Origin of the sequence: Lichenifustis flavocetrariae, from assembly GCF_026130545.1 — a bacterium.
Lineage (GTDB): Bacteria > Pseudomonadota > Alphaproteobacteria > Rhizobiales > Beijerinckiaceae > Lichenihabitans > Lichenihabitans flavocetrariae.
Genome location: NZ_JAMOIM010000012.1, coordinates 155,364 through 180,878, shown reverse-complemented (window position 1 = coordinate 180,878; position 25,515 = coordinate 155,364). Strand labels below are relative to the sequence as shown.

23 protein-coding genes and 1 pseudogene are annotated in these 25,515 nt (G+C 64.4%); 10 read left to right on the top strand and 14 right to left on the bottom strand.

Going from position 1 to position 25,515, the window contains the following annotated elements; genetic code table 11:
- Positions 1-438, top strand: a 438-nt coding sequence (locus M8523_RS18585) for a hypothetical protein (RefSeq protein ID WP_282586389.1), incomplete at its 5' end; no start/stop codon positions are given.
- 113 nt (positions 439-551) lie between these two features.
- On the top strand, positions 552-2,591 hold the full coding sequence (locus M8523_RS18580; RefSeq protein ID WP_282586388.1) for an O-linked N-acetylglucosamine transferase, SPINDLY family protein: 2,040 nt from the start codon (positions 552-554) through the stop codon (positions 2,589-2,591).
- 22 nt (positions 2,592-2,613) lie between these two features.
- Here M8523_RS18580 and M8523_RS18575 read toward each other — a convergent pair whose 3' ends face one another.
- The 6 genes from M8523_RS18575 to M8523_RS18550 all read right to left on the bottom strand — a co-directional run bounded on the left by M8523_RS18575 (position 2,614) and on the right by M8523_RS18550 (position 8,258).
- Entirely contained in the window at positions 2,614-3,858 is a 1,245-nt protein-coding gene (locus M8523_RS18575) for a cysteine desulfurase-like protein (RefSeq protein WP_282586387.1), read from the bottom strand.
- 30 nt (positions 3,859-3,888) lie between these two features.
- On the bottom strand, positions 3,889-4,671 hold the full coding sequence (locus M8523_RS18570; RefSeq protein WP_282586386.1) for a cyclase family protein: 783 nt from the start codon (positions 4,669-4,671) through the stop codon (positions 3,889-3,891).
- 22 nt (positions 4,672-4,693) lie between these two features.
- Complete coding sequence (locus tag M8523_RS18565) at positions 4,694-5,377, bottom strand: amino acid ABC transporter permease (protein WP_282586385.1); 684 nt, start codon at positions 5,375-5,377, stop codon at positions 4,694-4,696.
- A gap of 103 nt (positions 5,378-5,480) precedes the next feature.
- Positions 5,481-6,272: an ABC transporter substrate-binding protein gene (locus M8523_RS18560; protein WP_282586384.1), complete on the bottom strand. Its 792-nt coding sequence runs from the start codon at positions 6,270-6,272 to the stop codon at positions 5,481-5,483.
- Between the two features lie 16 nt (positions 6,273-6,288).
- Entirely contained in the window at positions 6,289-7,485 is a 1,197-nt protein-coding gene (locus M8523_RS18555; protein WP_282586383.1) for a pyridoxal phosphate-dependent aminotransferase, read from the bottom strand.
- 2 nt (positions 7,486-7,487) lie between these two features.
- Positions 7,488-8,258 (bottom strand): HpcH/HpaI aldolase family protein, encoded by a 771-nt coding sequence (locus M8523_RS18550; protein ID WP_282586382.1) that lies wholly within the window; start codon positions 8,256-8,258, stop codon positions 7,488-7,490.
- Positions 8,259-8,349: 91 nt separating this feature from the next.
- Between M8523_RS18550 and M8523_RS18545 the strand changes: the two genes are divergently transcribed.
- The 5 genes and pseudogenes from M8523_RS18545 (at position 8,350) to M8523_RS36585 (ending at position 11,578) form a co-directional block, all read left to right on the top strand.
- Complete coding sequence (locus M8523_RS18545; RefSeq protein WP_282586381.1) at positions 8,350-8,853, top strand: hypothetical protein; 504 nt, start codon at positions 8,350-8,352, stop codon at positions 8,851-8,853.
- A gap of 22 nt (positions 8,854-8,875) precedes the next feature.
- A complete protein-coding gene (locus M8523_RS18540; protein WP_282586380.1) occupies positions 8,876-9,469 on the top strand; it encodes a TetR/AcrR family transcriptional regulator in 594 nt (197 codons plus the stop codon).
- Positions 9,466-10,302: an EamA family transporter gene (locus tag M8523_RS18535; RefSeq protein WP_282586379.1), complete on the top strand. Its 837-nt coding sequence runs from the start codon at positions 9,466-9,468 to the stop codon at positions 10,300-10,302. Before M8523_RS18540 ends, M8523_RS18535 begins: the two co-directional genes overlap by 4 nt.
- 272 nt (positions 10,303-10,574) lie before the next feature.
- Positions 10,575-10,739, top strand: a complete 165-nt coding sequence (locus M8523_RS18530; RefSeq protein WP_282586378.1) for a hypothetical protein — start codon at positions 10,575-10,577, stop codon at positions 10,737-10,739.
- 41 nt (positions 10,740-10,780) lie between these two features.
- Positions 10,781-11,578: pseudogene (locus M8523_RS36585) on the top strand (phosphodiesterase).
- Between the two features lie 302 nt (positions 11,579-11,880).
- Here M8523_RS36585 and M8523_RS18515 read toward each other — a convergent pair.
- Positions 11,881-14,229, bottom strand: coding sequence for an oxidoreductase (locus M8523_RS18515; protein WP_428350852.1), 2,349 nt, complete (start codon positions 14,227-14,229; stop codon positions 11,881-11,883).
- A 184-nt stretch (positions 14,230-14,413) separates the two neighbouring features.
- Here M8523_RS18515 and M8523_RS18510 point away from each other — a divergent pair, with 184 nt between their 5' ends.
- Entirely contained in the window at positions 14,414-14,851 is a 438-nt protein-coding gene (locus M8523_RS18510; RefSeq protein WP_282586374.1) for a RidA family protein, read from the top strand.
- A 51-nt stretch (positions 14,852-14,902) separates the two neighbouring features.
- Complete coding sequence (locus tag M8523_RS18505) at positions 14,903-15,640, top strand: tryptophan 2,3-dioxygenase family protein (RefSeq protein WP_282586373.1); 738 nt, start codon at positions 14,903-14,905, stop codon at positions 15,638-15,640.
- 133 nt (positions 15,641-15,773) lie between these two features.
- On the opposite strand, the gene M8523_RS18500 is transcribed toward M8523_RS18505, so the two are convergent.
- The 6 genes from M8523_RS18500 to M8523_RS18475 all read right to left on the bottom strand — a co-directional run bounded on the left by M8523_RS18500 (position 15,774) and on the right by M8523_RS18475 (position 22,217).
- The gene (locus M8523_RS18500; protein WP_282586372.1) at positions 15,774-16,496 is read right to left on the bottom strand and encodes a class I SAM-dependent methyltransferase; all 723 of its coding nucleotides are present in this window, start codon (positions 16,494-16,496) and stop codon (positions 15,774-15,776) included.
- A gap of 384 nt (positions 16,497-16,880) precedes the next feature.
- Positions 16,881-18,938, bottom strand: coding sequence for a 3-hydroxyacyl-CoA dehydrogenase NAD-binding domain-containing protein (locus M8523_RS18495; protein ID WP_282586371.1), 2,058 nt, complete (start codon positions 18,936-18,938; stop codon positions 16,881-16,883).
- Positions 18,935-20,128: an acyl-CoA dehydrogenase family protein gene (locus tag M8523_RS18490; protein ID WP_282586370.1), complete on the bottom strand. Its 1,194-nt coding sequence runs from the start codon at positions 20,126-20,128 to the stop codon at positions 18,935-18,937. The genes M8523_RS18495 and M8523_RS18490 overlap by 4 nt, the downstream gene beginning before the upstream one ends.
- Before the next feature lie 3 nt (positions 20,129-20,131).
- Positions 20,132-20,956: an enoyl-CoA hydratase family protein gene (locus M8523_RS18485; RefSeq protein ID WP_282586397.1), complete on the bottom strand. Its 825-nt coding sequence runs from the start codon at positions 20,954-20,956 to the stop codon at positions 20,132-20,134.
- Between the two features lie 5 nt (positions 20,957-20,961).
- The gene (locus M8523_RS18480; RefSeq protein WP_282586369.1) at positions 20,962-21,483 is read right to left on the bottom strand and encodes a MarR family winged helix-turn-helix transcriptional regulator; all 522 of its coding nucleotides are present in this window, start codon (positions 21,481-21,483) and stop codon (positions 20,962-20,964) included.
- A complete protein-coding gene (locus tag M8523_RS18475) occupies positions 21,480-22,217 on the bottom strand; it encodes an SDR family NAD(P)-dependent oxidoreductase (RefSeq protein ID WP_282586368.1) in 738 nt (245 codons plus the stop codon). Before M8523_RS18475 ends, M8523_RS18480 begins: the two co-directional genes overlap by 4 nt.
- Positions 22,218-22,335: 118 nt before the next feature.
- Between M8523_RS18475 and M8523_RS18470 the strand changes: the two genes are divergently transcribed.
- Complete coding sequence (locus M8523_RS18470; protein ID WP_282586367.1) at positions 22,336-22,821, top strand: acyl-CoA thioesterase; 486 nt, start codon at positions 22,336-22,338, stop codon at positions 22,819-22,821.
- 77 nt (positions 22,822-22,898) lie between these two features.
- Here the strand turns inward: M8523_RS18470 and M8523_RS18465 are convergent, their stop codons facing one another.
- The gene (locus M8523_RS18465) at positions 22,899-25,490 is read right to left on the bottom strand and encodes a sensor domain-containing phosphodiesterase (protein ID WP_282586366.1); all 2,592 of its coding nucleotides are present in this window, start codon (positions 25,488-25,490) and stop codon (positions 22,899-22,901) included.
- Between the last annotated feature and the right edge of the window lie 25 nt (positions 25,491-25,515).

Here is a 25,515-nt window from a genome sequence, read left to right as displayed (position 1 = left end):
ACGGCGATGAGCACGGCGAACCAGCTGCCGGGCTTCAAGGCGACGCAGATCGGCGCCCTGTCGACGACGCAGCTGAACAGCCTGACCTCAACCACAGTGGCCAGCCTGACGACCACGCAGATCGGCGGCTTGACCTCGACTGAGTTCGGCGCCCTGACCACGACGCAGGTCGGAGCGCTGTCCACCACGCAGATCAACGCGGTGTCAAAAACTCAGATCCCCGGCCTGACCACGACCGATATCGCATTCCTGACTACGACGCAGGTGACCGGGCTGAGCACCTCGGCGATCTCGGCCCTCAGCACATCGCAGATCACGGCGGTGAGCACGACCGACATCTCGGCGATGAATTCGACCCAAGGCAATGCCTTCACGTCGACGCAGATCGCCAGCATGACGACCGCGCAATCGAACGCGCTCTTCACGATCGTTCACTAAGCATCAACCGTATCCGGGCACAGTCAAGGCTGTGCCCGGATATTTTCTTGCCTGCATCGCACTGAGATGCATGCGGTCAGCACGCCGGGCTTCGCGAGAACGGACTCGACGTGATGCTTGTTTCGCCTGCCGTGCCGGATGTCCCCCAGGGAATCTTCGACCAAGCCCTTGCACGAACACGAACCCAGAGCCTCGATCTCGGGGCCTTGTTCGCGGCGGCCGAGCAGCTGAAAGAGCTGCAGCGCTTCGATCTCGTGATCGATCTGTACAAGCATTGGATTGCCTATAACGGCAACAATCCCCTCTCTTATGCGGCCTGTTTCAACTACGGGGCCACCCTGTCCGAGCGGTCGGATATCTCCGGCGCCGTCAATGCCTTCCGGGATGCCATCCGGCTCAAAGCCGATTTCTGGCCCCCTTACATCAATCTCGGCGGTCAGCTCGAGAAGCTCGGCCTCACGGGTGAAGCCGTTACGGTGTGGACCACCCTCATCGACAGTTTCCCGACCCTCACGGGCGAGAATATCGACTTCAAGACCACCAGCCTGAAGCAGGTCGGCCGCGTGCTCGAAGTGGCCCAGAACGACAGCGCGGCGGAGAATATCCTGCAGCAGTCGCTCGAAATCGACCCACACCAGGACGATGTCGCCCAGCATTGGTTCGCGTTACGCCAGAAACAATGCAAATGGCCGGTGTTGCAGGAATGGGGGCGGGTGAAGATCCGGTCGCTGCGCGCCGCGATCTCACCGCTCTCCATGGCCTGCTACACCGACGACCCGATGCTGCAGCTCGCCACCGGCTATCGCTACAACAAGACCAGCGTGGCCGTCCCGGCCCAACCGCGCGCCTTTCGGCATGAGGTGACGCCAGGAACCCGCCGGCCCGGACGCCTCCGCATCGGCTATGTCTCGTCAGACCTGCGCCAGCATGCGGTCGGCTTCTCGATGACCGACGTCATGGAAACGCATGATCGCGAAGCCGTCGAGGTCTTCGCCTATTATTGCGGGATCTCGTCGCCGGATTCGACGCAAGACCGCATCAAGGCCGCCGTCGAACATTGGCACGATCTGACCGGAATGAGCGATCAGCAGGCGGCGGCCCTCATCAAGGGTCACGCGATCGATATCCTGGTCGACCTCAATGGCTATACCAAGGATGCCCGCACGGCCGTCTTCGCGTTGCGACCTGCCCCGATCATCGTCAACTGGTTTGGTTTCCCCGCCACAATGGGGAGCCCCTACCATCACTATCTGATCGCCGACGACATCATCATCCCGAAAGAGGCCGAGAAGTATTATTCGGAGAAGGTGCTTCGGCTTCCGTGTTACCAGCCGAACGACCGCAAACGCGTGGTCGCGCCGGAACGCCCCACCCGGCAGTCCGCCGGTCTGCCGGAGACGGGCTTCGTGTTCTGCTCGCTCAACGGCATGCAGAAGATCAACGAGGCGACGTTCACGCGCTGGATGACGATCCTCCAGAATGTGCCGGACAGCGTGCTGTGGCTCCTGACCGGCTCGGACGAGACCAATGCCCGGCTCCGCGCCGTGGCCGAGCGAAACGGCGTTGCGGGCGAGCGCCTGATCTTCGCCGAGAAGGCTGCCAACCCGCAGCATGTCGCCCGCTATGTGCTGGCCAATCTGTTCCTCGACACATTCCCGTACGGGTCGCACACCACGGCCGCCGACGCGCTCTGGATGGGCGTGCCGATCCTCACCCGGATCGGCCGCAGCTTCGCGTCCCGGGTCTGTGCGAGCCTGGTCACCGCAGCGGGGCTGAGCGACCTCGTCTGCGCGACGGCCGATGAATATGTGCAACGCGCGATCGCGTGCGGCCGCGACAAAAGCCTGATCGCGTCCTACAGGCGCAGGCTGGCCGAGGTCCGGACGTCGCTTTTGTTCGACACGCCGCGCCTCGTGTCGCATCTCGAAGGGCTCTACCGCCAGATGGCGCGCGATTTCGAGGACGGCTGCCTGCCGGTGCCGGACCTGGACAATCTCGAAATCTACCATGAGGTCGGGATCGCGGCCGATCTCCCGGCCATGGAAGCCGTGGACGACGCCGCTTATGAGGCGCTCTATCGCGGTCAATTGGCCGCGCGACACGATATGTGGCCGGTGCGCCGGGATGCCCGCCTCTGGACACATCCCGCCTGACGACCGGCCGGCGCGTCGCGATTCAACGGCCGAGGGTGGCTCCGAGAGCAAGCCCGAACCGCGCGATCTCCTCCATCGTGTTGTAATGGACGAGCGAGACCCGGAGCGCGCCGCGATCCATGGTGAGTCCCAGGCGCTTCATGAGGCGCGGGGCGTACATATGACCGTCGCGGATGCCGAAGCCCGCGGCGGCCATGTCGTCCGTCACGTGCTGCGGTGCGCGGCCGGGTAGGTTGAAGCAGAAGGTCGGCACGCGGCTATCGACACGGACGGGATCGTCGATGCCGTAGATCGTGGCATCGGCCTCGCGCAAGACCGTCAGCATTGTGCGAGAGAGATCCTGCTCGTAGGCACGGATCGCCTCCATGCCGGCCACGACGGCAGAGCGGCGGGACAGATCCGATATGGGCGACGTGCGATGCCCGATGGCTTCGATGTAGCGAATCGCAGCGCTCATCCCGGCGACGTTTTCGTAGATGAAGGTACCGGCCTCGATCTTGAAGGGCGGCGCGTCGGGGATGAAGTCTTCGCGGAAGGTCGGCAGGGCCATGAGGGCGTCATAGCGGCCCCACAGGAAGCCCATGTGGGGCGAAAAGGTCTTATAGCCCGAGCAGACGAGATAGTCGCAGCCCCAGGCCTGCACGTCGATCGGGCCATGCGGACCATAGTGGACGCAATCGACGAAGAGTTCGGCGCCTGCCGCATGGGCGGCTTCCGCCACGGCCGGGATATCGACCAGCGTCCCGAGCGCGTGGGACGCCGCCGTGCAGGCGACCAGGCGCGTTCTGTCACTGAGCAGAGGCTGCAGGTCCTCGACATGGAGCCTCCCGCCCTCCCGCATCCGCCACCAGAGAATGCGCGCACCCATGCTTTCGAGGGCGGTCCAGGTCGCGATATTGGCATCATGGTCGAGATCGGTGACGACGATCTCGGCGCGGCGGCCGAGGCCTTGACCAATACCGAGGCTGACCAGCCGGATGAACGAGGTGGCATTCATGCCGAAACACACCTCGGCCGGGTCGAAGGCATTGAGGAACAGGGCCACGCTGTCGCGTGCCTCGGCCACCGAGGCATCGACGGCCCGGCTTTTGGCGTAGCGGCCGCCGCGCTGCACGTTGTGATCGACGAGATGGGTGGTCACCGCGTCGAGGACATTCTGCGGAATCTGGGCGCCGGCCGCGTTGTCGAAGAACACGAAACCGCCGCTTCGCTGAAGCGCCGGGAATTGCCGCCGGAGATCATCGACGGGGAAGTCTACGGACGGCATGATGAAACTCTCTGGCGCGGCTGAAAAAGATTAGGCGCTGATCAGAGCCAGAACCCGCAGCGGGCTGCCGGACCCTTTCTCGATCTTCAGCGGCGGCGTGATCAGGATGGCACCCGTCGGCGGCAGCTGATCGAGGTTCGTGAGGCTCGCGAGACCGAGCTTGTTCGCGCCGTGCATCATGTTGTGAGCCGGGAAGGCTGGCTCGAACGCGAAAGCCTGGCCATGGTCGGTGCCCACCGCCTCGACGCCCCAGCCATTCACATTGCGCTGCTCGACCAGGAACCGGATGGCGTCCGGTGAGGGGCCGGGCGTGTGCGGTCCGTCGGCCTGCATGTTCAGGAATTTCGCCGGGTCGGTGCGCTTCGACCAATCGGTGCGCATCAGCACCCACGCGCCATCCGGAATGCGGCCGTGCGTCGCCTCGAAAGCCTCGATATGTTCGGGCTTTAGGGTAAAACGCTCGTCGCTCGCGGCCTCGTTCGAGCAATCGATGACAACGGCCGGCGCAACGAGGCGCTGCGCCGGGATGGTGTCTGTGAAGCCGTCGGCAAAGTCTTTGCCCGTCACCCAATGGACCGGCGCGTCGAAATGCGTGCCGGTGTGCTCGCCCATCGAGATGTTGTTCCAATACCAGGCCGGGCCGCGCTCGTCGTAGCGCGAGATCTCGGTAATCGCGAAGGGGTTCGAGGGGGCGTTCGGCGGCGGCAGGCCGATCACCGGCGTCGCGGGCCGCAAGGTCTGGGTCAGGTCCACCACGCGGATGCTGCCGCTCGCCAGCGCGGCGGCGAATTTCGTCAAAAGATCGCTCGACATCGATGTCTCCTTCTTCCGGAACTCAAATCTGCCGCGCCGTCTGCAGCCGCCGGCCCCTTGCTTCCGCGAAGGCGGTGAGCCGGACCAGCGGCCAGAGGATCGCCACATAGATCACGGCGGCCCCGATCAGCGGGGTCGGATTGGCGAATAAGGCTTGCGAATCGGTCGCCTGCTTCAGAAGGTCGGGCATGGCCACCACCGAGGCCAGCGACGTGTCCTTCACGGTCGCCACGATATTGCTGGTCTGGGCCGGTGTCGCGACCCGGATGGCCTGCGGCAGGATCACCTTCCAGATGGCTTGCCAAAAGTGCAGCCCCAGCGCCGCTGCCGCCTCGGACTGGCCGGCCGGGATACTCTCGATGCCGGCCCGGAACACTTCCGACGTGAAGGCGGCCAGGACGAGGACGAGCGCGAGGCTCGCCGAGGTGAAGGACGACAGGGTCACGCCCACGAAGGGCAGCGCGTAATAGATGAGCACGATGACGACCAGCACCGGGATCGCGCGGAACAGGTCGATATAGATGACGGCCAACATCCGCACGGGTTTCAGCCCGTAGAGCCGGCCGAGGCAGAGGAGAATGCCGAGTGCGGTACCGAAAAACACGGCGACGAGGCCGAGCAGCAGCGTGTTGCCGAGGCCGCGCAGGAGGATCGGCAGCGATTGAACGAACACCTCCGGGTTGAAGAAGGTGTTGATCAGATCCATGCGGTGATCGCCTTCCAGTCTGAACTTCCATGATGGCGAGCGCACAGAGACAATTCAGAGGTCCGGCGTCGCTCCGCTCCCCGCAAGGACGGTCCTCGCGCCCTCATTCGGCCGGGATCGGCATCGCCGTGAGCGTGCTCGATCCGGCATCCGCCGCCGTGCCGAACCATTTCTTGTGGATCGCCGCGAGCGTGCCGTCCTTCTTCATGGCCGTGATGGCATCGTTCACGGGTTGCAGCAGGGGCGACCCCTTCTTCAGCATGATGGCGAAGTGTTCGCCGGTCGGAATACGCACCGCGATTCTGTAGCCGGGCGTCTTCGACATGGCATATTGGAAGCCCGCGACCTCGCCGACCCCACCCTCGACCCGCCCGTTCTTGACGTCGAGCATCAGATTGTCCTGGGAATTGTAGCTCTTCACATCGGTCAGGCCCATGGCGGCGCCGTTCTTCTTGAGCCAGGCCTCGCCCGACGAGGAGGCGATCACCCCGAGAGTCTTGCCCTTCAGGGCCTCCATCGTGCTGACGGGCGAATCCGCCTTGGTCAGGATCGCGCCGTCGCTGTCGTAATAGGGCTGCGTGAAAGCCTGGTTCTTCAGGCGCTCCGGCGTGATGGTGATCGACGAGATCGCCATGTTGATGCGGCCGGAACTGATCCCGGCGAACAACGCCTGGAAGCCGAAATCCTGGAAGTCCGCCGTGGTCGAGAGGCGCTTGGCGACATCGTTCACGACATCCACTTCGAAGCCTTCGAAGGTGCCGGCGGGCGTCTTGTACTCCCAGGGGGGATTGGCCGGATAGGCGCCAACCTTCAGGGGGTCGGCCGCGAGGGCCGGCGTAGCCACGACGGCCGCCATAAAGACCGCGAGAAGCGACCGGCGCTGCCAAGACGTCATGAATGTTCTCCCGATCTCAAGCAAAAGCCTCAACCATCCGGTCCAGCGCCCGCCGCAGCGGATCCTGGTCCCGAAGCACGCACATGCGAAGGAACCTGTTGGCCGATCGCCCGAACATGAATCCGGGCGCGAGGCCGACGTGCGCCTTGTCCAGAATGCGGAAACAGGCCTCGCGGGCATCGGCTTCGCCTTGCAGCGCGAAGAACGTGTACATGCCGCCGCGCGGCTTGTCGGGCAGCACGAAGGCGGGATGGCCTTGCAACTTGGCATAGGCGAGGTCCATGCCGGCCTTCAGCTTGGCCTTGATGGCCGCGACGACCGGCTCGCCGTGCTGGAGGGCGTGAAGGGCGCCTGCCTGCACGAAGCCGGCCGTGCCGCTGTTCATATATTGCGTCATGGCCGCCACTTCGGCCGCCACACCGGCCGGATGGTTGAGCCAGCCGACGCGCCAGCCGGTCATCGCCCAGGCCTTGGAGAAGCTGTTGATGACGAGGACGCGGTCGTCCTCGCCCGCGAGTTCGAGGATCGAGGGTGCGGCGTCGGCCTCGAAATAGAGCCGGCCGTAGACCTCGTCGGAGACGATCCAGATACCGGTGCGCCGGCTGAAGTCGAGCAGCGCCTGGAGCTCGTCCCGCGAGGCCGTCCAGCCCGTCGGGTTCGAGGGCGTCGAGAAGACGATCGCGCGCGTGCGGGCGTCGCAGGCCGCGAAGACTCGATCGAGATCGAGGCGGAAATCCGTGTCGAAGCCGAGCGGCACAGGTCGCGGCTCCGCGCCCGCCATGAAGATCGTGCGGGCGATGTTCGGCCATTGCGGTTCGAGATAGACCGCGTTGGTGCCGGGATCGAGGATCAGCGACAGGCCGAGATAGAGCGCCTGCATGCCGCCGGGCGTGACAGTCGAGCGCTCGACCGGGATGGGCCGGCGGTAGAGACCCGTCAGATAGGCCGAGAGCGCCTCGGTCAGCGCCGGCAGGCCCCGCATGGTGGGGACGTAGAAGGTGGTCCCCTCGTCGAGCGCGGCCTTGGCGGCGGCGCGGATCGGCTCCGACGTGACGTCGTCGCCCTCGCCGTACCAGAGCGGGATGACGTCACCGAGCGCGCGGGCCCGCACCGCCAGTTCGGCGATATTTTCGGTGTCGAGGTCGCGGATCTGCGCCCGGATACCGCTCTGGGCCGAGCCGAAATCGTTGGCGCCAGGGCGACGGACCGGCATGCTCAAACCGCCGCCGTCGCGGAGGTGAGCGCGGCCTTGGCGGCCGGGAAGCCGGCCATCGCCAGGCCGAGGTCGCTCGCCGCGACGCTCAAGGCATAGCCCTCACCGAGGCGCCGGGCGGCATCCGTGGCATTGCCGGTGAAGATCCCACACGGTACGCCGACGGCCTGGCAGGCGCGCAGGATACGCTGGCAGGCCGCCTCGTGCCCCGCGTCGGCCTGCGGGAAGCAGCCGAGCGAGATGGCGAGATCGTTGGTGCCGATGAAGACGAAGTCGAGACCCGGCGTCGCCGCGATGGCCTCCACGGCCTCGACCCCGGCCGCCGTCTCGATCATGATGCCGACCGCCGTGCGGGCCCGGGCGCCGGCCACATGGCCAGGAAACCCCTGGATCACCGGCCGGATGCCGCCGCCCGAGCGGTGCCCGTGCGGGGGATAATGCGCGGCCGCGACGCAGGCCGCCGCCTGCGCGGCGCTCTCGACCAGTGGAATGAGAACCCCCTCGACACCCGCATCGAGCGCCGCCCCGATGGCGGTGTGCGTGTCGTCGGCCAATCGGGCGATCGTCGGCACGCCGCCGAAGTCGAGCCCGAGCACGGCCTCGACGCTCACGCGGGTCCAGAGCCCGTGTTGCAGGTCGATGATGACGCAATCGGGTTTCGCCGTGAGCGCGATCTCGACCAGCACCGGCGCGCCGAGCGCGAACCAGAACGCCCCCACGCCGGGCTTGCGACGCAAGGCGGCTTTCAATCCGGGCTCGGTGGTGGCGGGCATCGCGGTCTCCAATGCGAAGAGATTAAGGACCGGCGCGCGAGATAGTTCAAGCCTAAAATAATGCGTGAGCTTTGTGTGTCGTGCTGTAGTTTTGGATCTTCGGCCGCACCGTCCGGCTGGTGTCGACCGCGCGGCTGCGCGATCCCGTCCCGTCCCGTCTCGCCTCGTCGACGATCCGGACGAGCTGGCGGCCTTGGCGGAGATCGAGGAGGCCACGAGTGCCCGCCTCAATGCCGAGGAACGGGGACGCGGCGGACTGCCGGCGGGGGAGCTGGTGCATGGCGTGCCCCATGCCCGCTTCATCAATGCGAGCTTCGCCCGTTGGAAGCCGCAGGCGCCCAAAAGCTTCAACGGCACGGACCGCGGGGCCTGGTCTGCGGTGCTCGCGACCGAAATCTGCATCGCTGAGGTCGGCTTCCATCTGACTCAGGCGCTGGCGGAGGCCGGGGGACTACAATGCTGCATCGATTACGCCAAACTTTTCGCCAGCATGGCCGGCGAGTTCCTCGACCTGCTTGAGATTTGCACCACAGGGGCCGAGGCTGGCCTGACAGGATGGGCGGGACTTGACCCTCTAGCTCAAGGAGCGCATTGAAGAGACAGACCTGTCTCATCACATGGTGAAGCAATTGGAACCGACCCCGAGCGGCGGCAAACGCCAGCACGTCATCGAAACCGCCTACCGTCTGTTCAAACGCGACGGCTATCACGCGACCGGCATTGATCGGATCATCGCCGAGGCCGACGTGGCAAAGATGACGATGTACCGGAACTTCCCAAAGAAGGACGGGCTCATCGTCGAGGTGCTGAACTACCGAGGCAGGCGGTTCGAAGCTCAACTCGATGTCCTGGCCGCGCAAGAGTCACCGCCTGAGCAGAAAATCGGAACGATCTTCGATTGGTACGCTCGCTGGTTCCAGAGCCCAGATTTCCATGGCTGCCTCTTTGCCCATGCCTTGGCGGAGTTCGACACTCCCGGCCATCCCGTGTTCGAGGCAGCATCCGCGCAAAAAATGAGCTTCAAGGAGCGGCTACGCCGCATCCTGGAAACTGCGATACCGACGCAGCGTGCGGAGAGCGTTGCGGCAGCGATCTTCATGCTCTTCGAAGGAGCGACGCTACTGGCCCAAATGGGGCAGGGTGAAACCGCCGTCCGTGATGCCCGCCAGGCGGCGACCGACCTCATCGCCATGCAGAGTCGCCGACCGTGAGCGCAGCGGTTATCGGCCTGGCGCTGTTCGCAGCGATCCTCCATGCGACGTGGAACGCTTTCCTAAGCTCAGGCGCGGATCGGCTATGGACAGTGACCGTCATGAGCTCCGCCATGACGCTCGTTGCCATCCCGTTCGCTTTCATATTTCCCCTGCCGTTGGCCGGGGCTTGGCCCTACATCACTCTCTCGTCGTGCCTCCAGGTCGGCTACAGCCTCTTTCTCGTCGCAGCCTATCGTTATGGGGAACTGGGCCAAGTCTACCCAATCGTCCGGGGTAGCGTGCCGCTACTCGTGACGCTCGGAGGCTTCGTACTGGCGGGACAGCGGGTTGCGTTCCTCCCGATCGTCGGCATCGCCCTCGTCGCGAGCGGGATCATGAGCCTGGCGCTGGGCAAGGCGCGGGCGGGCACGGCGTCCATTCTCTTCGCGCTTGCAACGGGTCTGGTAATCGCGACCTACTCCACGGTGGACGCCATCGGCGTCCGTGCCGCGAACAACCCCCTGTCCTATGCCACCTGGATTTGCCTGCTGTACGGTACATTGTTGCCCGTGAGCTTCGTCGCAATCCGTGGCAAGCTGACGCTGAACCTTCGCACCAGGGAAACCTGGAAAGCTCTAGCAGGCGGGGTCGTATCGCTTATAGCGTACGGCGCCGTCATCGCCGCGTTCTCGCTCGGCCCAGTTGGTCCGATCACGGCCTTACGGGAGACCAGCGTGGTCTTCGCGGCCTTGATTGGTTGGCTATTCCTGGGCGAGGTCCTGACAGCGCGTCGAGTGGCTGCCTGCGCTGTCGTAGCGCTTGGAACGATCTGCATAGGACTGCAATCATGAGAGCAGCGTTCGACTGACTGATGCGTAACTTTTGCAGACTGTGTGGAAACTCGGGAAGCTGCTGAAAACGAGCCTGTCCAGAGAGGCGGCAATCAACCATGTCTGGACACGCCAAGAGGGGTCAAAAACGCCCTTGATTTCGACCCGCTCGACAATCAGCGGGAGTTTTCACACGGTCTGTTTGAATTTCGCACCATGGTAGAGGCAACCGGTTCTGAAGTCGCCTCACTTGTCGGCAATGCTCCTGTCTGTATGCTGTTTATGGGAACCTAATGTCGCAGGCCCAGGTGCAACGAGGCAGCTTCCTGATGGAACGGCTTACGATTGGCGTGTCCGAAGAGTTCGCGGCCGAACTGGCCGCATTCATGGAGAGTCACGCCTACCGCAATCGCTCTAAGGTCAACCGGTACGACGACATCGAGGTCTCGACGGCATAGTCGGCGGGACAGCGTTCCATGGCTGATAGGAAAAAGCGGCAATGCTGATCGCTCAAATATCCGATCCGCATCTGAGGCCGCGCGGCGTCCTCTATCAGGGTGTTGTCGACGCGAACGGCATGTTCGCTTCGACGATCCGGCAGCTGAACGCGCTGTCGCCCCTTCCGGACATCGTCATCCTCAGCGGCGACGTCGTCGATGAAGGCACGGCCGACGAATACAGTGAGGCGCGCGCCATCCTTGCGGAGCTGACTCCGCCACTTGCCGTCATCCCCGGCAATCACGATGATCGGGAAGCCTTCCGGGCTTGATTCTCGGGCCATACGTACATGCCGAAAAGCGGTCCTACTCATTTCGTGATCGACGACCACGGCCCTGTTCGCATCATCGGGCTCGACGTGAAGATACCCGGCTTGCACCACGGATTGATCGACGAAGGCGCAGCAAATTGGCTGGACAATGTTCTGGCGCAAGCACCGGACCGGCCAGCAATCATCATGATGCATCAGCCGCCTTTCGCCACCCATGTTCCTTACCTTGATGCCTATTGCTGCCACGAAGGGCGAAGGCTTGCCGAGGTCGTCAGCCGCTATCCGGCTGTCGAGCGGATCGTCCGCGGCCACGTTCATCGCTTCATGCTGGTGCGGTTCGGCGAGACGGTCCTGTGCACGGCTCCCAGCACCACAGCTGCCATCGCCCTGCAGATGCGGCCCGACGCGCAACCGGCATCCTATATCGAGCCGCCTGGATTTCTACTGCATCACTGGACCGAAGAAACCGGGCTCGTCACACACCTTGTTCCGATCGGCTCATTTCCCGGTCCGTATACTTTCGCCTGACGCCGATGCGGCGCGAATTTGCGAAAGTCTTGCAGACTGTGTGAAAACTCGGGAAGCTGCTGAAAACGAGCCTTTCCAGAGCGGCTTGTGGCAATCAACCAGGTCTGGACACGCCAAGAGGGGCCAAAACGCCTTGATTTCGACCCGCTCGACAATCAGCGGGAGTTTCACACGGTCCGCTTGATTTATGCACGAACCGAAGCGCCGCTTGCGATCTCCAAGCTGCCAAGGCCGATGACAAGTCTCTGAGCCCGAGAAGGATCGAAGACAACCTCTCATCGCCCTTCATTTCCAAACCCACCCTACATCCCCACCCCCCTCTCATGCCGCGCCGGCTTTGCCTTCTTCTGCAACGCCACCTGCTTCTCCCGCACCTTCGCGGTCTCGCTATGCGCCTGGTTGCGGCCCGGCCAATAAGGCTCCGGCCAGGGCTGGTTGCGGGCGCCGTACCAGGCTTCGGCCTGGTGGGTGAAATAGGGGTTCCAGAGGTGGGTGCGGCCGAGGGCCACGAGGTCGGCGCGGCGGGTGTGCAAGATGGTGTTGATCTGTGCGGGTTCGGTGATGGCCCCGACCGTCATGGTGGCCATTTTGGGGACGTTGCGGATGGCTTCGGCGAATTGCACCTGGAACATGCGGCCATAGACCGGGCTCTGGTGCGGCACGGTCTGGCCGGCCGAGACATCGATCAGGTCGCAGCCGGCCTCGCCGAAAGCCTGCGAGATGGCGAAGACATCCTGTTCGCTGATGCCGCCCTCCGCCCAGTCGGACGCCGAGATGCGGACCGACATGGGTTTGGCCGCCGGCCACACCGCCCGCATGGCCGCGAAGACCCGCAGGGGAAACCGCAGCCGGTTCTCGATCGCGCCGCCGTAGTCGTCCGTGCGCCGGTTGGTCAGCGGCGACAGGAAGGAGGCGAGCAGGTAGCCGTGCGCGCAATGGAGTTCGAGGAGGTCGAAGCCGGCCCGGTCGGCGCGGCGGGTGGCCTGGACAAAATCGGCCACCACGGCCTCCATGCCAGCATCATCGAGTTCACGCGGGACCTGGCTCACGGCCTCGTGCCAGGCGACCGCCGAGGCGGAGACGAGCGGCCAGTTGGCCTCCTCAAGTGGAGTATCCGGCTTGGCCCAGCCGACCTGGGTCGAGCCCTTGCGGCCGGCATGGCCGAGCTGCATGGCGACCTTGGCGCGGGAATTGGCGTGGATGAAATCGACGATCCGGGCCCATTGGGCCTCCTGGGCGTCGGTCCAGAGGCCCGGGCAGCCGGGCGTGATGCGCGCGTTTGTCGTCGGGCAGGTCATCTCGGCGAAGATCAGCCCGACCCCGCCGAGCGCGTGCGAGGCATAATGCACGAGATGCCAGTCGGTGAGGTTGCCGCCCTGGTCGGCGCGGTATTGCGCCATCGGGGCCATGACGACGCGGTTGGCCAGTTCCAGGCCGCGCAGCCGGAATCGGGTGAACATCGGGGTTGGGCGGCTCTTGCGGTAATCGTCGCCGGTCTCGCGGTAGAGGCGGTCGTAGAATTCCGTGTCGGCCCGCGCGACGAAATCCGGGTCGCGTAACGCAAGATTGTCGTAGGTGACGGATTTCGCCCGGCACATCACCGTCATGGCGAATTGCATCGGCTCCATGTCGAAGGAGCGGCTCATATGCTCGAACCAGGCGAGCGACACGTCGGCATTGTGCTGCACCACCTGGCAGGGCACGCGCCGCGCCGCATCATAGGCCGCGAAAGCGGCCTCCACGCTTTGTTCGGCATGGGCCAGCACCGCATCGGAGAGCGCGATGCCGCATTCCATGGCGAGCTTGGTGCCGGAGCCGATCGAATAATGCGCCGAGGCCTTGGCGTCGCCGAGCATCACGATGTTGTCGTGCGACCAGTTCTCGCAGAAAATACGCGGGAAGCGGCGCCAGAACGAGCGGTTGAGCAGCAGGGGATGGCCGTCGAGCTCCCGCGTGAAAAGGGCCGCGAGTTTGTGCCGCGACCCTTCCTCGTCCTGTTCCGAGAACCCGTGGCCCTGCCAGCAGGCCTCGTCCATTTCGAACACCCAGGTCGAGCGATTCGCCTCGTACTGGTAAGTATGGGCGCAGATCACCCCATGCGGGGTCTCGCGGAAGAAATAGTTGAATTCGCCCATCGGCCGCGTCGAACCCATCCAGCAGAAGCGGTTGGACTTGATGGAGAGCGTCGGCTTGAACGCCTCTCGATAGTATTCGCGGATCGGCGAATTGATGCCGTCGGCCGCCACGATGATGTCTGAGCCGGCGAACCGGGTCTGCAGCGTGGCCGGATCGATACGCGCGCCGAAATGGAGCTCCACGCCCACGTCCCGGCAGCGCCCCTGCAGGGCCTGCAGGAGATACATGCGCGAGGTGCCGCAGAAGCCGTTGCCGCCGCAGCGGATCTCCTCGCCCTTGTAGTGGATGGCCACATCGTCCCAATAGGCGAAGCGGTCGCGGATGCGCTCGTAGGAGTCGGGATCGCGCGACAGGAACTCGTCGAGCGTCTCGTCGGAGAACACGACACCGAACCCAAAAGTATCGTCGGCCGCGTTCTGCTCGTAGATCTCGACCGCCCAATCAGGCCGCGCCTTTTTGGTGAGCAACGCGAAATAGAGCCCACCCGGACCGCCGCCCACGACAGTGATCTTCATCCGTTCCGCCTCATGGGTCTGGTTCGTCGACGGGCGCAGGGCCATCGGGACGGCCGTGCTATTGGCATGCAGATTACTTTAGATCTAAAATGATTTCCGGCAAGAGCCCCGGTGGGCTGCGCGCGCCGGCATCGCCCGAGTTGGTCGAGGCGCGAGGGGACCCGTTGGTATGGCTGAGAAGGGGATGGAGCAGAGATCGCACTCCGAGACGTCGGCCACGCCGCACCGCGTGCTGCAGCCGGCCGGATGGCCGCGCCCCAAGGGCTATGCCAATGGCGTCCTGGCCGAGGGGCGCATCGTGGTCACGGGCGGGGTCGTGGGCTGGGACGCCGCAGGCGTGTTCCCGGACGATTTCGTCGCGCAGGCCCGGCAGACCTTTGCCAATATCGCGGCCATCCTGGCCGAGGCGGGTGCGGGCCCGGAACACCTCGTCCGGCTCACCTGGTATGTGACCGACATGGACGATTATCTGGCCTCCCCGCGCGAATTGGGCGCAGCCTATCGGGCCGTCTTCGGGCGCAATTTCCCGGCCATGGCGGCCGTGCAGGTGATGCGTCTCGTGGAGAAGGCCGCCAAGCTGGAAATCGAGGCGACGGCCGTGCTGCCGCGCGAAGGCCTTTAGCGCGAGGGGCCGCGAACGTAGCCGACTTCTTCGAAGGCCAGGGAGACAGCCATGGACCGAGCCAAATTCTACCGCCTGCTTGAGGCTCCCGCGACGCTGGACTACGAGACCTATCTGAACACCGAGGCGCTGCTGCGGTGCCAAAAACCCTTCGCCGAGCTCGCCAACCCCGACGAACTGCAATTCCAGATCGTGCATCAGGTCGAGGAATTGTGGATGAAGCTCGTCGTCGCGACCTTCCTGGATATCGACGATTACATGACGGCCCGCGAGACGCACCGGGTCGTGACCCTGTTCGGCCGCGTCAACCGCCTCCTCACGCTGATGACCGAGCAGCTCGGGCTGCTCGAGACCATGTCGCCCAAGGACTATCAGCAGATCCGCCTGAAGCTCGGCAACGGCAGCGGGCAGGAATCACCGGGCTTCCGCATCCTCCTGCACATGCCGCAGCAGCTCTGGCCGACCTTCGAGACGCATTACCTGCGCGGCCGCAGCGTCCGGGAGGTCTACGACACGGGCTATACGCACGACGATGCCTATGCGGTGGCGGAAGCCATGATGGAATTCGACGAGCTGTTCCAGAAATTCCGCTGGCACCACATTTTCTTGATCCACCGCTCGATCGGCATGGGCTCGGCCTCGCTCAAGGGCCGTTCCGTGGATTTGTTGCAGCAGGGCGCGAAGCATCGGTTCTATCCGGCGCTTTGGGATGTCAGGGCCGAAATGACGGATGCGTGGGGGGCGTCGTACGGGAAGGTGCGGGAGGGGTTGGGAGAGGGGGGCGAGTAGCCGTCCGCAAAGGCTCAATGCATGGGTGAGGCCTTAGTGAAATCACGAAAGTCTTGGGTCCCAGCGCATGAGACTCGTTAGCAGGGATGGGTATCTCACCGCGATACATGATAGAGTGCTATCGAGAAGGCAATCATGGGTGTCGGCTAGCAACGATATAGATCGAGGCAGCTATATCGGGATGCCGCTCCCCGATGACAAAGAAGCTGTGCAAAAGATCCTCCGGCCACTGGGCTTCAATTTGAGCATTCGAGAGCGGTTTCAGCCAGAACCCGCCAGATGTCTCAATCCTTAAACACGCCTGATTAAAATCGCGCCTGAACGTTGCAGGGTTGTAGATACGGCGGTGGCCGTGGTGGAGATCGAGTTCGTTCAAATCTTCTTCAAAGGCCAATTTACCTAAAAGGACCCCGGCTTGCCGATGCAGCGACTGGGCATTCGGCACGCACGCAAAAATGCGGCCTTTGTCACTCAGCCAAGCGCTGGCTCGTTTCAATAAAGCAACAGGATGCTCGACATGCTCGAGCACATTTCCCAAAAGTATATTGTCGAATGATTTTTCGAGCGGACTGTAGGTTTCGAAGAGAGAGTGCACAACGGTAACATTCGGATAGCGGACCCGAAGATCGTTACAGAAATCAGCAGCGCCCTCAACCAGCGTTAAAGGTTGTCCAAGACTTGCAAGCCGATCGGTCATTACACCCTCAGCCGGGCCCATTTCCAGAATGGAACCTGCGCGTGCAAAGCGCTCAAAAATGGAAAATGAATAGTGAATGGCGGGCGTGTTCACGCCAGAGGCATATTTCGATTGGGCTGCAATGCCATCGAGGCGACGCGACTCTGACTCTTCGCTCATTCTGCATCAGCTCCACACGTTCAATCACGAATGTGGCATGTGAGCGAACACCGCGATCCCACATACGGCCAATGCGACCACCGACGTTGAACCGATGGTAAGCCTGTCCTTGGTGACCTGTCTAGAACAACGGTCTCAGCGCTGCGCGTCAGCACCACTCACGATTGACCTCGATAGATTCACCAACCCGTACGCGTCGACGCCTTAGTCTCGCTCCAAATCGCTGCGGTTTAGGACGGAGCAAACCCCTTAAAACTGCACGCAAACAGTCCAATCGCGAGCGGGGGGCTCGGCGCGTTCCCCGCTCGATGCAAGTCCACGTCATGTTGCGGGGCGACAAGACTCTACTGCCGGCGTTGGATCCGCCCTTCAGGGGCTTCCCGATCAGGCTTCGACATCTTTTCCGTTCGACAACCGTTGCAACGGCGCAGCACGCCAGAGCGTGTCCTCATGGCGCAGAGTCTCCAGCTCGGCCTTCACCTGGGCCAAGCCCCGCGCCTCTGCGGCATGCATCGGCCCGCCGCGCCAGCGGGGAAAACCATAGCCGTTGACCATTACCACATCGATATCGCCGGCCCGCAGCGCCACGCCGTCCTCCAGAATCCACGCGCCCTCGTTGATCATGGCGAGCAGGACGCGGTTCTGGATCTCGGCACTGGTGAAGGCACGCGCCTTGATACCCTTCGCCTGCCGCTCGGCCGCGATGATGGCGTCCACCTCGGGGTTCGGCGTCGCGCCAGCACCTTTGTAGATATAATAACCCCGCCCGGTTTTCCGCCCGAACCAGCCGCGCTCGCAGAGGCGGTCCGAGATCGCGACATAGCGTTCGGCCGGGTCGCGGGTGGGCGCGAGGCGTTGGCGGGTGGCCCAGCCGATGTCGAGCCCGGCCATGTCCTGCATGGCGAAGACCCCCATGGTGAACCCGAAGTCGCGGAAGGCGGCATCGACCGCCCAGGGCGTCGCGCCGTCCTCGACCATCTGATCGGCGGCGCGCCGGTAGGCCGACAGGATGCGGTTGCCGATGAACCCTTCGGCATTGGCGGTCCACACACCGAGCTTGCCGAGCCGCTTGACGAGCGCGAAGCCGGTCGCGACCGCATCAGGGTCGGCGGATGACGGTGCCACGATCTCGACGAGCTTCATGATATGGGCGGGCGAGAAGAAGTGCAGGCCGATCACGTCGCCGGGCCGCGATGTCACGGCCGCGATGGCCGCGACATCGAGATAGGAGGTGTTGGTGGCCAGCACCGCGCCGGGCCTAGCGACTCGGTCGAGCGCGCGAAACACCTCCTGCTTGACCGGCAAGGATTCGAACACCGCCTCGATGATGAGGTCGGCGTCGCCGAGGGCCGCCATCACCACGGCCGTGGTGAGCCGCGTGGCGGCCATCGCCGCGCGATCCTCGGCCGAAAGCTTGCCACGCTTGACGGCCTCGTCGAGCAGGCCGTCGATCCGGTCGCGTCCCGCCGCGAGCGCCGTTGCGTCACGCTCGACGAGGCACACCGAGAGGCCGGCCAGCAGGCAGGCCGTCCCGATGCCGGCCCCCATGAGGCCGCCGCCGACGAGGCCGATCCGCGCCAGCGCGCGCGCCGTGCCGAGGCCGGGCACTTTGGCGATCGCCCGCTCGGCGAAGAAGATGTGGCGCAGCGCCTTGGATTGTGGCGAGGCCCGCAGTGCTTCGAAGGCCTCCTGTTCCAGTGCCTGACCCTCGGCGAAGTCGCGGCCCGCGCTGGCCGCGATCACGTCGATCGCGCGCGCCGGCGCGACTTGGCCGGGAGATTTCTTCGTGACGGCCGCCCGGAGAGCGAGGATCGCCTCCGGGTCGGTTACCGGGAACGGCCGCTTCGAGACGCGCGGCAGAGGATGATCGAACCGCGCGCGCAGGAAGGCGAGCGCAAAGGCCAGTCGGTCGCCCTGTGCGATCGCATCCGCGATGCCGAGCCGCAAAGCCTCCTCGCCGGTCACGCGCCGGCCGGAGGTGATTATGTCGAGCGCGGGCGCGACGCCGATCAGGCGCGGCAGGCGCTGTGTGCCGCCCGCGCCCGGGATGATGCCGAGCGTCACTTCCGGGAGCCCGACCACCCCGGCGGAATCGATGACGCGATAATGGCAGCTCAACGCCAGTTCGAGACCGCCGCCGAGCGCCGTGCCGTGCAGGACGGCCACGACCGGCTTGTCGAGGCTTTCGAGCGCCGCGTTGCTGTCGCGCAAGGAGGGCGGCGCGGGCGGCTTGCCGAATTCGGTGATGTCCGCGCCCGCCACGAAGGTGCGGCCGGCGCAGACGAGAACCGCGCCGCGGATCGCGGCATCCTGGGCGATCCGTTCGGCCGCCCGAACCAGGCCAGCTCGCACGGCCTGGCCCAGCGCATTGACGGGCGGATTGTCGATCGTCACCACGGCGATGTCGCCCCGGAGGTCGAGCCGGACCGGATCGTCGCTCATCGAGCTGCCGCCGCCGTGCGCGCCCCATGATCCGCGAGGGTCTGACGGGCGATGATGAGTTTTTGCACGTCGGTCGCGCCCTCGTAAATACGCAGCGCCCGCACCTCGCGGTATAATTCCTCGACCTTGGAGCCTTTGCGGACGCCGTCGCCGCCATGAAGCTGGACGGCCGTGTCGATCACCCGGCTGGCCGCCTCGGTGCCGAGCAGCTTCGCCATCGAGGCCTCGCGGCTGATCCGGGCGGCGCCTTGGTCTTTCATCCAAGCGGCGCGGTAGATCATCAAGGCGGCGCTGTCGACGTCGAGCGCCATATCGGCGAGATGGCCCTGCACGGCCGGCATCTCGGCCATGGTGGCGCCGAACAGGCGCCGCGTCGTGACGCGCCCGAGCGTTTCGTCGAGTGCACGGCGGGCGAGGCCGAGGGCGGCGGCGCCGACCGTCGAGCGGAAGACGTCGAGGGTCGCCATGGCGATCTTGAACCCTTCGCCGGGTGCGCCGATCCGTTGCGAGACCGGGACGCGGCAGTCGGTAAAGCGCAGCCGCGCGAGCGGGTGCGGCGCGATCGTGTCGAGCCGCTCCGCGACCGCGAAGCCCGGCGCATCGGCCTCGACCACGAAGGCCGACAGGCCCTTGACGCCCGGTGCTTCGCCGGTGCGGCAGAAGACGACATATCGATCCGCGATGCCGCCGTTCGAGATCCAGGTTTTTTCACCGTTGAGCCGGACATGATCCGGCCCGTCGGGCTCGGCCGCGCAGGCCATCGCCGCCACATCCGATCCCGCCTCGGGTTCGGAGAGCGCGAAAGCCGCGATGGCCGTCCCGGCGGCGATGGGGGGCAGGTAACGCTGCTTCTGTTCGGTGGTGCCGAACAGCGTGATCGGGCCGGTGCCGAGCCCCTGCATCGCGAAAGCGAAATCGGCGAGGCCGGATTGGTAGGCGAGCGTCTCGCGGATGAGGCAAAGAGCCCGCACGTCCAGGCGCTCCCGCGCCCCGCCGAAGGGCGCCGTGACGGCATGGCGGATCAGGCCGGCCTTGCCGAAAGCCGTCACGAGGCGGCGGCAACTGCCATCGACATCGTGATGGTCGATGAGCCCGTCCGCCTCAGTCGCGGCGAAGCGCTCCACCTGCTGCCGCAGGTCCGTATGCTCGGAGGCGAAGAACGGCCAGGCGAGGAAACTCAGGTCCGGCATCGGTCAATCGCCCTGGAACGCGGGTTTTTCCTTGGCCGCGAAGGCCCGGTAGGCGCGCCCGAAATCCTCCGTCTTCATGCAGAGGGCCTGCGCCACGGCTTCCGCCTCGATGGCGTCGTCGACACCCATGGCCCATTCCATATGGAGCATGCGCTTGGTGAGGCCGGTCGCAAAACTCGGGCCTTCGGCCATGCGTCGGGCGAGATCTTGGGCAGCGGGCAGCAATTCCGCCGGCTCGACGAGGCGGTTAAAGAAGCCCCAGCGCTCGCCCTCCGCCCCTGAGAGAGAGCGGCCGGTGTAGAGCAACTCGCTCGCCCTGCCCTGCCCGATCAGGCGGGGCAGGATCGCGCAGGCCCCCATGTCGCAGCCCGCGAGTCCGACGCGGTTGAACAGGAACGCGACCTTGGCGTCCAGCGTCCCGAGCCGCAGGTCGGATGCCATGGCCATGATGGCGCCCGCTCCGGCGCAGATGCCCGCGACCGCCGCGATGATGGGCTGTGGGCAGGCCCGCATGGCTTTCACGAGGTCGCCGGTCATCTCGGTGAAGCGCAGGAGGTCCGTGGTCTTCATCGCGACCAGCGGGCCGATGATGTCGAGCACATCGCCACCGGAGGAGAAATTGCCGCCCGCGCCGGACAGCACGAAGGTCTTGACGCTCTCGTCCGATTTCACGGCCCGGAAAATACCGACGAGTTCGGCATAGGACTCGAAGGTCAGCGGATTCTTGCGCTCCGGCCGGTTCAGGGTGATCGAGGCCACGCCCTCGACGACCTCCAGGAGCACATGCTCGGCCCGATAGGCGGCAAGCGGCGGCGCGATGGCGCGCATGGGCGTCACGAAGCGCCTCCGTTCGAGAGGCTGCGGCGCACCGAGCCCTTGAGGTTGGCCAGCAGGCCCATGAGCATTTCGATGTCGCCCGGGCCGAGATCGTCGAACATGTCGCCGATCCAGTCGCCATGCTGTCCCGCCATGGCCCGGAAGGCGCGCCGCCCCTCGGGCGTCATGCGGATGATCTGCACGCGGCGGTCATGCGGCGCCGGGCTCCGGGTGATGTGGCCGTTGCCGATCAGGCGATCCACGATGGCCGTGACATTGCCGGCCGAGACCATCAGGCGCTTCGACACTTCGCCCAACACGAGCCCGTCCTCGGCCCGGTCGAGCTGCGCCAGAAGATCGAACCGCGGCAGCGTGAAATCGAAGTGGCTCTGCAGCTTGCGGCGGATTTCCGTTTCGATGAGGTTCGTGCAGGTCAGCAGCCGCAGCCAGAGCCGCAGGTCGTCGCGGTGATCGGCGGGCGCGTCCGCGATCTTGGTCTCGGCATCGATCCAGACCGAGCCATCCGGCAACTCAGTCATAGTTCGCCCCCGGCGACGACCACGCATTGGCCAGTGACTCCGCCGGAGAGCGGATGCACCAGCCAGACGGCGGCCTGGGCCACCTCATCGGGCTGCATCAGGCGCCCCATCGGGTTCGAGGCTTCGAAATGCGCCCGGGCCTCCCCGGCGCTTCTCTGCGTGCGGCGCATGATCGTGTCGACCCCGGTGGCCACCATATCGGTGTCGGTATAGCCGGGGCAGAGGGCGTTGACCGTGATGCCGGTCCTGGCCAATTCGATCGCCAGGGCCTTGGTCAGGCCCACCACGGCATGCTTGGACGTGACATAGGCCGAGATATAGCCGTAGCCCTTGAGCCCCGCCGTCGAGGCGACGTTGACGATGCGGCCGAAACCGCGTGCGCTCATGTACGGCAGCGCCGCCCGGCTCGCCTCAACGGCGCTCAACACATTGAGATCGAACAGGCGCTGGAAGTCGGCGCGGCCGGTCTTGGCGAAGGGAGCCGTCTCGGCCCCACCCGCATTGTTGACCAGGATGTCGAAACGGCCCGCGGCCACAACCTCGGCCAGGCGATCGGGTTCGGCGACGTCGACCGTCCGCGCGGCATGGGCTGCACCTTCGGCGACCGCCGCATCGAGCGTCGCCTGTGTGCGTCCCAGAATGGTGACGTGGTGACCGGCGGCCGTGAGCGCCGCCGCAATGGCCCGCCCGATCCCTCGGCTGCCGCCGGTCACGCATGCACGAAGTTCAGTCACGAACCATCCATTACTTTAGGTTCAAAATATATCCGCCGCCTCACCGGCTTCGTCAACCGGCTTGCGTCAGTGAGGGGCGATGTGCTCCGTGGCGCCGCATCGATGACAGGAGCCACGCATGACGACCGCCGAGCGCAAGCGGATTGAGCCTCTGACCCGGACCAAACTGCCGACTGCGGTCTGGTCGACTGCGGTGCCGATCCGCTTTCGCCATTGCGACCCCGCCGGAATCGTCTTCACGCCGCGCTATTTCGACATCCTGAACGAAGCGGTCGAGCAGTTCTTCGGCGCGGCGCTCGGTCTCGACTATTATCTTTTGATCTCGGAGCGAAAGATCGGCCTCGGCTACGCTCAAGCCTCCTGCGAGTTCCTGAAGCCGAGCCGCATGGGCGAGGTGCTGGACGTCGCGGTCCTGGTCGAGCGGATTGGCGGCTCGTCCTATACGTTGGTCTTGCCCGTGTTCAAGGACGGGGTCGAGGTGGTGCGGGGCCGGCTGGTCACGGTGACGACGATGCTGGAGGCGTTTACGTCCCGCCCGATTCCGGACGACATCCGGGCTGGGCTGGAAGGTTATCGGGACAGGTGCGGGGAGGCCATCGCTTAGCTCGCCAAAGAAGCAGCCCCACGATCTATCCAAAACCACACGTGCAACCTTATGCAATCAGGACCGCGATGCCCCGCCTATGTCTGTGAATCACCGCTTTCCGCAAAGCGCCTGGTCAAAAGAGAGGGGATCTCCGACGCCTGAACAGGCCGGCTGAAGAGATAGCCTTGCACATGGCTTGCCCCTTGCTGGCGCAACAGTTCAAACTGTGCGGGAGTTTCCACGCCTTCGGCCGTGACCGAGATCCCCAAACTGTGCGCCAAGCTGATGACGGCATAGACTATCGCGTCTCCGCCAGCACCGTCCGGAAGACCGCGAACCAGCGATTGATCGATCTTGATCGTGTCGAACGGGAAGCGCCGGAGGTAGCCCAAGGAGGAGTAGCCGGTCCCAAAATCGTCCATGGCAATGCGCACGCCGAGTCCTCGCAAAGCGCGTAACGCCTTGTTTTTGGCATCGTCATCCTGAAGCAGTATGGTTTCTGTCAGTTCGATGACGAGACGGCCGGGGGCTAAGCCGGAATCCTTCAGAGCGGAGCCGATCTCGGCCTCCATGTTCCGGCCCTCGAATTGCACAGCGGAGAAGTTGACCGCAACACTGATGCCCTCTGGCCATGTGGCCGCCTGCTTGCAAGCCTCGCGCAGCACCCAACCGCCGATCGCGATGATCCATCCGGTCTCTTCGGCGAGAGGGATAAAGTCAGCGGGCGATACCAGGCCGCGCTCGGGATGTTGCCACCGAATCAACGCCTCGAAGCTACTGACGGTCCCCTGCACGGCGTCGATCACGGGTTGATAGACCAGATGGAACTCATCTCGGGCCAAGGCATCGCGCAGACTCAATTTCAGATCCGCAAGGGCCTGAAGCCGAACGTCCGCGGCGGGATCGAAAAACTGATACCCGCCACGGCCGCTTGCCTTGGTGCGGACAAGAGCAGCGTTGGCATTTCTAAGCAGTTCAAGGGAATTGGTCGCATCATCCGGAGCTACGGAAATGCCGATACTGCCGCCCAGCACTAAAATCTGGTCTGCCAGGCTGATCGGTTCCTCAAGCGATTGCAGTAACCGAAGCGCCAGCTTATCGACTTCAACGGACAAGGACACTGACCTGAGAAGCACAGCAAACTCGTCAGAGCTGTACCGAGCCACGAGGTCTTCCGTTCCCACGCTCGCTTTGAGGCGTTCCGCGGCGTGCTGGAGTATATTGTCGCCCGTCTCAGCACCCATGGCATCGGTGATTGTCTTGAAGTCAAGTAAGTCGATACAAAGGAGTGCAACTTTGGACTCGGAACTTGCTGCGCTCAGCGCTTCAGCCAGTGCCCTATGAAAGCGGCGACGATTTGCCAAGCCGGTGAGCGGATCGTGATTGGCGATATAGGCCGTCCTCGCCTCCGCCTGTTGACGCTCATCCTCAGCGGTCCGCTGCGCGGTAATATCGAGTGACAGGCCAATCAGACGGACGGCCTTGCCTTCCCCATCACGCGTGGGATGGCCTATGATCCTGATCCAATGAACCGTGCCATCAGGCCAGATGCTGCGATATTCGATGTCGAGTTCCTGGCCCGAAGTCCAAGCACTCCGCACCTCCCGGCCATAGCGCTTTTCATCGTCCGGGTGCATTCGTGAAAGCGCTGCATCATGGCTCGAAACCTCTGCCCCGAGCTGCAGGCCGAAATTCAGAACACTGACGTCGGATGCCGTCAGTCGACGGGAGGCAAGGTCAAGTTCCCAGGTGCGTAGCCTGCCAATGTCGAGTGCAAGACGGAGCCTAACCTCGGTTTCCCCGTGCGCGATCTCTGCCACCTTTCGGTCATGGATATCCTCGACGGTCCCATACCAACGAAGGATCACGCCCATGGCGTCGCGTTGTGGCGCCGCCCGCACCCGAAACCAGCGATAGCCGCCATCCGCGAGACGCACGCGATAGTCGAGATCGAGGTGGTGACCGTCACGGACCGAGGCAGCCCATGCGGCCGATGCCTTCGGCAGATCCTCCGGGTGCACCATGCGAACCCAGCCACGGCTCGTTGATTCTTCGTCCGGCAGACCCACGAGAGAGAGCCAATGGCCGGCGGCCTCTTCGGATTCGCCTGTTGCCGATGCCGTCCATGGGATTTGCGTATTCAGTTCGACGACATCTTTGAAACGCTGCTGGCTCTCATTGAGAGCCGCCATGGTGCGGTATAATTCCAGCCTTGCGGAGACGCTTTCTGCGATCTCTAGAAGCAAACGTGATTCCGGCTGGTTAAAATCACGCGGCCGTGTATCCAGCACGCATAAAGCGCCAAGCGCCCTACCCTCGCCGTCCGTGATCGGGGCGCCGGCATAAAATCGAAACCCTGGCTTGCCGGTAACCAACGGATTTGTGGCGACGCGCGCGTCAGTGAGAGTATCCGCGATAATGGTCGGTTGAGACGGTGTCAGGATCGCATAGGCGCAAAAGCTGAGATCTCGCGGCAGTTCGTAGCCCCTCGGCAAGCCGAAGGCCGCCTTGGCCCATTGCCTGTCCTCGCCGACCACATTGATCAAAACAATCGGTGCTTTGAGCCGGCGGGCGGCGATCCGCGTCAAGCTGTCGAGGTAGGTATCCGGCCCGGTATCCAGGATGGCGTGAGCCAGCAGCGATGTGATCCGTGCCGCTTCATTCACAGGTGCAGGAACGATGCTCATATTCTTCCCCCCCTTCTGCCCAGAG